General features: G+C 73.6%; 7 protein-coding genes. 4 read left to right on the top strand and 3 right to left on the bottom strand.

From position 1 onward, the window contains the following. Nucleotides 1–343: carboxymuconolactone decarboxylase family protein (locus tag AOK18_RS12330; RefSeq protein ID WP_055571573.1), on the top strand; the 343-nt coding region annotated here is incomplete at its 5' end. Nucleotides 344–476: 133 nt separating this feature from the next. On the opposite strand, the gene msrA is transcribed toward AOK18_RS12330, so the two are convergent. Further along, entirely contained in the window at nt 477–989 is a 513-nt protein-coding gene (gene msrA, locus AOK18_RS12335; protein WP_055571572.1) for a peptide-methionine (S)-S-oxide reductase MsrA, read from the bottom strand. Between the two features lie 184 nt (nt 990–1,173). On the opposite strand from msrA, the gene AOK18_RS12340 reads away from it, so the two are divergent. The 3 genes from AOK18_RS12340 (at nt 1,174) to AOK18_RS12350 (ending at nt 4,559) form a co-directional block, all read left to right on the top strand. After that, nucleotides 1,174–1,644: a helix-turn-helix transcriptional regulator gene (locus tag AOK18_RS12340; RefSeq protein WP_055571571.1), complete on the top strand. Its 471-nt coding sequence runs from the start codon at nt 1,174–1,176 to the stop codon at nt 1,642–1,644. A 5-nt stretch (nt 1,645–1,649) separates the two neighbouring features. Continuing rightward, nucleotides 1,650–2,063 (top strand): VOC family protein, encoded by a 414-nt coding sequence (locus tag AOK18_RS12345; protein ID WP_055571575.1) that lies wholly within the window; start codon nt 1,650–1,652, stop codon nt 2,061–2,063. Nucleotides 2,064–2,165: 102 nt separating this feature from the next. Beyond that, on the top strand, nt 2,166–4,559 hold the full coding sequence (locus AOK18_RS12350) for an ATP-binding cassette domain-containing protein (RefSeq protein ID WP_240503156.1): 2,394 nt from the start codon (nt 2,166–2,168) through the stop codon (nt 4,557–4,559). 178 nt (nt 4,560–4,737) lie between these two features. Here AOK18_RS12350 and AOK18_RS12355 read toward each other — a convergent pair whose 3' ends face one another. Both AOK18_RS12355 and AOK18_RS12360 read right to left on the bottom strand, forming a co-directional pair. Beyond that, entirely contained in the window at nt 4,738–5,190 is a 453-nt protein-coding gene (locus AOK18_RS12355; protein ID WP_055571570.1) for an ATP-binding protein, read from the bottom strand. A 639-nt stretch (nt 5,191–5,829) separates the two neighbouring features. Next, nucleotides 5,830–6,915: a GNAT family N-acetyltransferase gene (locus tag AOK18_RS12360; protein ID WP_055694363.1), complete on the bottom strand. Its 1,086-nt coding sequence runs from the start codon at nt 6,913–6,915 to the stop codon at nt 5,830–5,832. Between the last annotated feature and the right edge of the window lie 365 nt (nt 6,916–7,280).

Raw genomic sequence — 7,280 nt, forward strand, 5'->3', positions numbered from 1 at the left:
CAGCCAGATCAACGGCTGCGGCTTCTGCACCGACATGCACACCAAGGACGCCGCCCACGCCGGCGAGACCGCCCAGCGGCTCCACCTCGTCGCCGCCTGGCGCGAGGCCACCGTCTTCACCGAGGCCGAACGGGCCGCACTCGAACTCACCGAACAGGGCACCCGTGTCGCCGACGCCTCGGGCGGCGTCACCGACGAGGCGTGGGCCGAGGCCGCCAGGCACTACGACGAGGACCAACTGGTCGCGCTCGTCTCCCTCATCGCGGTCATCAACACCTACAACCGCATCAACGTCATCAACCGGCAGCCCGCCGGGGACTACCGGCCCGGGCAGTTCGGCTGACGGACGTCCGCCCGCCCCGGCCGGGGCGGGAACGGGCGTCGTCCCACGCCCGGGGGGGCGCACCGCCTCGCGTGCGCCCCCTCGGGCGGGACCGGACGGTGCCGCCCGGTCTGCGTGCCGGGACCCCTGCCGCTCAGGACTCCGTGCGCCGGGGCAGGCGCCAGCCGGGGCGGACGAAGTGGCAGGTGTAGCCGTCCGGGTACCGCTGGAGGTAGTCCTGGTGCTCGGGCTCGGCCAGCCAGAACGGGCCGGCCGGTGCCACTTCGGTGACCACGGGTCCCGGCCACAGGCCCGACGCGTCGACGTCGGCGATCGTCTCCTCGGCGATGCGCTTCTGCTCGTCGTCGAAGTAGAAGATGGCGGAGCGGTAGCTCAGCCCGATGTCGTTGCCCTGCCGGTTCTTCGTGCTCGGGTCGTGGATCTGGAAGAAGTACTCCAGGATCGTCCGGTAGTCGGTGACCGCCGGGTCGTAGGTGATCTCGATCGACTCGGCGTGGGTGCCGTGGTCGCGGTAGGTGGCGTTGGGGACGTCGCCGCCGCTGTAGCCGACACGGGTGCTCAGGACACCCGGAAGCGTGCGGATCAGCTCCTCCATGCCCCAGAAACAGCCGCCGGCCAGCAGCGCCTTCTCCTCGGTCCTCGTCATCTCGTCTCGCCCTTCTCCCGCGTCCTTCGGCGGACCCGTCCGCCCCGCACTCATGATCCCGTACGACCGCGGCCGTACGCGCACCGGTCACAACCGTGCCGGGAGCCCCGTTGTTCCGTCCCCGGCCCTCCGCCCCGGCGGAGCCCGCCCCGGCCGGGCGGGGGACATGTGTACGATTTCGCGTATGACCGGCCCCCCTTCGCGTACGACCGGCTCCCCCGTCCCCGCACAGCGGCTGCGCGATCTCGCGCGGCTGCGCCGGGTCCGTGACCGGATCGACCGGGAGTACGCGCAGCCGCTGGACGTCGAGGCGCTCGCCCGGGGCGCGCACATGTCCGCCGGACACCTGAGCCGGGAGTTCCGGGCCGCGTACGGCGAGTCGCCGTACAGCTATCTGATGACGCGGCGCATCGAGCGGGCCATGACGCTGCTGCGGCGCGGCGACCTGAGCGTCACCGAGGTCTGCTTCGCGGTCGGCGGCTCCTCGCTGGGCACGTTCAGCACCCGCTTCACCGAACTCGTCGGCATGCCGCCCAGCGCCTACCGGCGCCTCGCCGCCGACGCGACGGAGGGAATGCCCGCGTGCGTGGCGAAGCAGGTGACCAGACCGGTCAGGAATCAAGAAGCGCCCGCGGGGCGGACGCCCCTAGCGTGACGTCCATGGACATCAGCATTCACGCGAGTTTCCTCCCGCACGACGACCCCGAGGCCTCCCTGGCCTTCTACCGCGACACCCTCGGCTTCGAGGTGCGCAAGGACGTGGGGTACGGCGGCATGCGCTGGCTCACCGTCGGCCCCGCCGGCCAGCCCGGCACGTCCATCGTGCTGACCCCGCCGGCCGCCGATCCCGGTGTCACCGACGACGAACGCCGCATGATCACCGAGATGATGGCCAAGGGCACCTACGCGGGCCTGCTGCTGGCCACCGACGACCTCGACGGCACGTTCGCGAGACTGCAGGCGTCCGACAGCGCCGAGGTCGTCCAGGAGCCGGCCGAGCAGCCGTACGGGGTGCGCGACTGCGCCTTCCGCGACCCTTCGGGCAATCTGATCCGCATCCAGGAACTGCGGTGAGCCGTGCCCCCGGCCGCACCGCCGGCCGGGGGCTCCGGGATGCTCCGGCAAGGCACCAGGACCACGGACCGCACACGAGAGGACGGCACCACCGGCATGACCATGAGGACGAAGGCGCAGTCGCCCGCACCGCGAGACGCCGACCGGCACGAACTGATCCGCGTGCACGGCGCTCGCGTGAACAACCTCAAGGACGTCAGCGTCGAGATCCCCAAGCGCCGGCTGACGGTGTTCACCGGTGTCTCCGGTTCCGGCAAGAGCTCGCTGGTGTTCGACACGATCGCGGCGGAGTCGCAGCGGCTGATCAACGAGACGTACAGCGCCTTCGTGCAGGGGTTCATGCCGACCCCGGCGCGGCCCGACGTCGACGTCCTGGAGGGGCTGACCACGGCGATCGTCGTCGACCAGCAGCGGATGGGGTCCGACCCGCGGTCCACGGTCGGCACCGTCACCGACACCCACGCGATGCTGCGCATCCTCTTCAGCCGGCTCGGCACTCCGCACATCGGCCCGCCCGGCGCGTTCTCCTTCAACACCGCCTCGGTCCGGGCGAGCGGGGCGATCACCGTCGAACGCGGTGCCAAGAAGACGGTGAAGGCGACCTACGAGCGCACCGGCGGGATGTGCACGCGCTGCGAGGGCCGGGGCACCGTCTCCGACATCGACCTCACCCAGCTCTACGACGACTCCAGGTCACTGGCCGAGGGCGCGTTCACCATCCCCGGCTGGAAGTCGGACAGCTTCTGGACCGTCGGGGTGTACGCCGGGTCGGGCTTCGTCGACCCGCACAAGCCGATCCGGGAGTTCACCGAGCAGGAGAGGCAGGACTTCCTGTACCGGGAGCCGGTCAAGGTGAAGGTCAAGGGGGTCAACCTCACCTACGAGGGACTGATCCCCAAGATCCGGAAGTCGTTCCTGTCGAAGGACAAGGAGTCGATGCAGCCGCACGTCCGGGCGTTCGTGGAGCGGGCCGTGGCCTTCACCACCTGCCCCGGGTGCGACGGCACCCGGCTGAGCGAGGGGGCCCGGTCGTCGAAGATCGGGGGCATCAGCATCGCCGACGCCTGCGCGATGGAGATCCGGGACCTGGCCGAGTGGGTCCGCGGCCTGTCCGAGCCCTCGGTGGCACCGCTGCTCGCCTCGCTGGGCGGCACCCTCGACTCGTTCGTGGAGATCGGGCTCGGCTACCTCGCGCTGGAGCGGCCGTCGGGCACCCTGTCGGGCGGTGAGGCGCAGCGCGTCAAGATGATCCGCCATCTCGGCTCCCCGCTCACCGACATCACGTACGTCTTCGACGAGCCCACCATCGGCCTGCACCCCCATGACATCCAGCGGATGAACGACCTGCTGCTGCGGCTGCGGGACAAGGGCAACACGGTGCTGGTCGTGGAGCACAAGCCGGAGACGATCGCGATCGCCGACCATGTCGTCGACCTCGGCCCCGGTGCCGGTACGGCGGGCGGCACGCTCTGCTTCGAGGGGACCACCGCCGGGCTGCGGAACGGTGGCACGGTCACCGGCCGCCACTTCGACGACCGGGCGGCGCTGAAGGAGTCGGTGCGCAAGCCGTCGGGGGTACTGGAGATCCGCGGGGCGACGACGCACAACCTGCGCGACGTCGACGTCGACATCCCGCTCGGCGTGCTCACGGTCGTCACCGGCGTCGCCGGTTCCGGCAAGAGTTCGCTGGTGCACGGGTCGCTGTGCACACCGCCGGGGACCGGCGGCGAGGGCGTGGTGTCGGTGGACCAGAGCCCGATCCGCGGCTCGCGGCGGAGCAACCCGGCGACGTACACCGGGCTGCTGGATCCGGTCCGCAAGGCGTTCGCCAAGGCCAACGGCGTCAAGCCGGCGCTGTTCAGCGCCAACTCGGAGGGCGCCTGCCCCACCTGCAACGGCGCCGGTGTCGTCTTCACCGACCTGGCGATGATGGCCGGGGTGGCCGGGACCTGCGAGGACTGCGAGGGCAAGCGGTTCCAGGCGTCGGTGCTGGAGTACCGCTTCGGCGGCCGGGACATCAGCGAGGTGCTCGCGATGCAGGTCACCGAGGCGGAGGAGTTCTTCGGCGCCGGGGAGGCGCGCCTTCCGGCGGCGCACCGTGTCCTCGGCCGGCTGGCCGACGTGGGCCTCGGCTACCTCACCCTCGGCCAGCCGCTGAACACGCTGTCCGGCGGCGAGCGGCAGCGGCTCAAGCTGGCCGTGCACATGGCGGAGAAGGGCGGTGTCTACGTCCTCGACGAGCCGACCACCGGTCTGCACCTCGCCGATGTCGAGCAGCTGCTGGGCCTGCTCGACCGGCTGGTCGACTCCGGCAAGTCGGTGATCGTCGTCGAGCACCACCAGGCGGTCATGGCGCACGCCGACTGGATCATCGACCTCGGGCCGGGTGCCGGGCACGACGGCGGCCGCATCGTCTTCGAGGGCACCCCCGCCGACCTGGTCGCCGCCCGCTCCACCCTCACCGGCGAGCACCTCGCGTCCTACGTCGGCGTCTGAGCCCCGGCCCGGGGCGCGGGACTCCTGTCCGGCGCCCCCTGCGGGGGAGCGGCGCCGTACGGGGTCCGGTCGCCGGGGGCCCGCGGGACCCGGGCCCGGGGCGCGGGAGAACGGGAGGGGGGAGCGGGGCGGAGGACATCCCGTGGTGTGGCGCGGGCACGGGTGGTGCGACCGGGCGTCACCGGTCGCCGGTCTCCATGAGGGAGATCAGGGCCGTGATGCGTTTGCCGGTCGGCTCGGGCTGCACGTCCACCCCGCGGGCGACGGCCAGCACGATCTCCAGGCCGTGCCGGCCCACACGGTCCGGGTTCGCGGCCCCGGCCACGGGCAGCGTGGTGCTGCCGTCCCGGACCATCACCTCGAGGTCGTCTCCGGCGATGCGCAGGTCCAGCCGGACGGGACCGGGCGCGTATTTGCGGGCGTTGGTGACCAGCTCGCTCACCACGAGCTGGGTGACCTCCATCGCGCGGGCCGACACGGGCAGCGTGTCCTCCACCTGAGCCCTCGTCAGGAAGGCGGCGGCCAGCCGCCGGGCCTCCGCTATCCACGCTCCCTCGCCGTCCAGGACGTAGGACGCGCGACGCGGTACGCCGGACACCGGGTCCTCTTCGCCGGCAGGAACTGCTTCCATCCAATCCGCCCTCACTCACCGATCACACTGCGCGCCTACCCGTGATCTCCGACCGCATTCCCCGGCCCACGGTGGTGCCCCGCGCGGGTGCCTGTCTTCCGCTCCGGGAAACGCGCCGGGCGCCTCGAATTGTGTCAGGCGCGTCCGGTGGGACGGCGGGCGCCCGGCACCGGGGCGCCCGCGGTCCGGCCGGTACCCGGGCGCGGGCCCCGGCGCGGGTGGCGGGGCCCGCACCCGGGTACCGGCCGCGAGGACCGAGAACGCCGCCACGAGGGCGCGGGCGGCCGGGGAGCCGGCCGGGCCGGAGGGGACCTCGCCCGTGTCGGGCAGGGTACGCCCCGCGTCCACGGCGGTCGCCGCCGCGTCCGCTCCCGGCCGCGGCGCGGGGATCCTCGCCGGGGCCGCCACCGGGGTGAGCCGGGACTCCGGGCGCGGCCACCGGTGCCCTGCCGGTCCCCACGGGGTGCCCGGGGGACGGCACCGGTCGACGGGAGGGAGCCGGCGTGCGGGGCGGCCGGGCCCGTCCCGCGGTGCCGGGTCCGGCCGCGCGGGGGTCCCGCAGCCGGGGGCGGCGTCCGGGGCGTCCCCGGACCGGGAGGGCGGTTCCGGGCACCGGCCCCGGTGTGCGCGGGAGGCCCCTCACCGGTCGCGCAGCCGGCCCACTCCCTCCAGCGCGCGCCTCGCCGCACCGGCCAGCCGGGGGCGGTCGCTGACGAAGCGGCGGGCGGCCCGCACCGGTTCGCGGCGCAGGCGGTACACGGCCCCGCCCGGCACCGGGCGCACCACGGCGCCCCCGTAGACGGGCAGTTCGCGGGTCTTCAGCGAGTCCTTGTAGCGGGCCGGCCCGCTGCCCAGGTCGACCGTGCGGATCCCGTCGGCCGCCGCGGCCTCCAGCATCCGCAGGTGCAGCACCAGCCCGGGCGAGTACTTTCCGTAGGCGCGGTCGTACGCCGGGAACCACCAGGACAGGACGGTGGGCGAGCGCAGCCCGAAGTGGGCGGCCACGGGTCGGCCGGCGGCGTACAGCACGGAGAGCAGGCCGCGGCAACCGGGGTCGTCGCCGCTCGCGAGCCGTTCCACCAGAGCGGTGATCCACGGCTGTGCGAACCGGTCCCGGCGCCCGGTGCGCCGGTACTGCGCGGACTTCCAGCGCATCAGTGCCCGTAACGCGTCCGGGTCCCGCGCGTCGTACACGAACCGCACCCCTCCGACCTGACGGGCGAGCCTGCGTTCCTTGGCGAGGGTCTGCCTGAGGAAGCCCGGCGCGTTCGCCCGCAGCAGTCCGGTGTAGGAGGCGAAGCCCTCGCCGATGTCGACGACCGGGCTGGCGAGCCGCTCGGTGGCGTGCGGTACGAAGAGGTGCTGGCCTGCCTCCAGGTTGTCGAACTCCCATGAGGAGAGCCCGCAGGCGGCCAGGAGCCGGCGGGGGGCGACCCGGATGCCGGGGCGCAGGACGGCTCCCTGGCTGTCCGACACCCCGAGCCCGATGGCGCGGCCCTGCCCCAGCGGCCCCTTCTCGTAGGGGAAGAAGCCGACGGGGTCGCCGTCCTCGTGGAGCACGGCGACCCTGGCACCGGGCCTGCCGTGCCCGACGGCCGTGGTGAACGCCGGGTCGAGGAACGGGTTCTCCGGTGCGCCGGACTCACCGCGCAGGTGTCTCCAGGTCTTGTGCTCGCCGGGGCCGAGTTCGTCCGGCCGCAGAACGAGAAGGTGCTTTCGGGGCATGCGGGTCTCCTGTGTCGTCACGGGGGCCGGGACGCACGAGGTCCTGCCTGCCGCGGTGCCGTGCGGGGCGCGGGATCGCCGGGCAGCGCTCGGGCCGCGTGGTGCGGGCCTCGGGCGGTACTGCCGTGGTTCAGCAGCGGAACGCGTGCGGGGCGCCGGCGCCGTGGGCCGGTTCCGCGCTCCGGGAGATGCCCGGCGGGTGCATGTCGCGGGCGGACCGCTCCGGGGGGACCGCGTCCGCCCGGCCCGCTCACCGAGGACCGCCAAAACCGCGGGAGCGGCACCGCAGGGGGCGGCGGACGCCCGGGCGGACGCGGTCCCCCCGGAGCGGTCCGCCCGCGACATGCACCCGCCGGGCATCTCCC

The sequence above is a fragment of the Streptomyces prasinopilosus genome (assembly GCF_001419695.1).
Lineage (GTDB): Bacteria > Actinomycetota > Actinomycetes > Streptomycetales > Streptomycetaceae > Streptomyces > Streptomyces prasinopilosus.